Genomic DNA, 1,160 nt, shown 5'->3' on the forward strand with positions numbered 1-1,160 from the left:
GCCCCCTCCGCCTCCCCTCCCGCCGCCGCGTCCCGTGCCTCCGTCTGGATCATCGCGGCCGGTGTCTTCGTCGTGAACCTCGACCTGTTCATCGTCAACGTCGCGGTCCCGGCCCTCGGCGACGCCTTCGACGGCAGCTCGCTCTCCTCGCTGTCCTGGGTGCTCAACGCGTACGCGATCGTCTTCGCCGCCCTGCTCGTCGTCGCGGGCAGGCTCGCCGACCGCTACGGTCACCGCCGCGGCTTCCTCCTCGGGCTGGCGGTCTTCACCGTCGCCTCCGCGCTCTGCGCCGTGGCCCCGGGCGTCGGCTGGCTGGTGGCCGCCCGCGCGCTGCAGGCCGCCGGAGCCGCCGCGCTCATGCCGACCTCCCTCGCACTCCTGCTCGTCAACACCCCGGTGGAGCGCCGCCCCAGGGCCATCCGGAGCTGGGCGGCGATCGGCGGCATCGCGGCCGGCCTCGGCCCGGTGGTCGGGGGCGTGCTCGTGGAGGCCGACTGGCGCTGGGTCTTCCTCGTCAATGTGCCGGTCGGCCTGGTCGGGCTGCTCGCGGGCGCCCGGCTGCTCCCCGATTCCCGCCCGCATCGCGAGGGCCCCTTCCCCGACCTGGTCGGGGCGGTGCTGCTCACCCTCGCGATCGCCGCGCTGGCCCTCGCCCTGGTCAAGGCCGATTCCTGGGGCTGGAGTTCGCCCGGAGTCCTGGTTCCGCTGATCGCGACGGCCGTTCTCGCCGCGGGCTTCTGGATGCGGTCCGCCCGGCACCCTGCCCCGGTCGTCGAACTGCCGATGCTGCGCTCCCGGGTCTTCGCGACGGCCACCCTCGCGGCACTGCTCTTCACCGTCGCGTTCGCGGCGATGCTGCTCACTTCGGTGCTCTGGTGCCAGCAGGTGTGGGGGTACTCGGCGATCCGTACCGGACTCGCCATCGCACCGGGGCCGTTGGTCGTGCCGGTGCTCGCCGTCCTCTCGGGACCGCTCGTCCGCCGGATCGGGGCGGGCCGCACGGCGGCGCTCGGCTGCCTGCTGTTCGGCTTCGGGCTCGCCTGGTGGGCCGTCGCGCTCGACACCGCTCCGCACTACGCGAGCTCTTTTCTCCCCGGCATGATGGTCACCGGCATCGGCGTGGGCCTCGCCCTGCCCACCCTGGTCGGCGTGGCCGCGGC

At 74.3% G+C, this 1,160-nt stretch carries 1 protein-coding gene; it reads left to right on the forward strand.

Annotated elements, in window-relative coordinates; genetic code table 11:
* Positions 1–1,160 (forward strand): MFS transporter (locus AADR41_RS42110; RefSeq protein WP_342287755.1); only part of this gene is annotated, 1,160 nt, incomplete at both ends.

Source organism: Streptomyces sp. CLV115 (assembly GCF_038448545.1).
In the GTDB taxonomy this organism is placed as follows: domain Bacteria; phylum Actinomycetota; class Actinomycetes; order Streptomycetales; family Streptomycetaceae; genus Streptomyces; species Streptomyces sanglieri.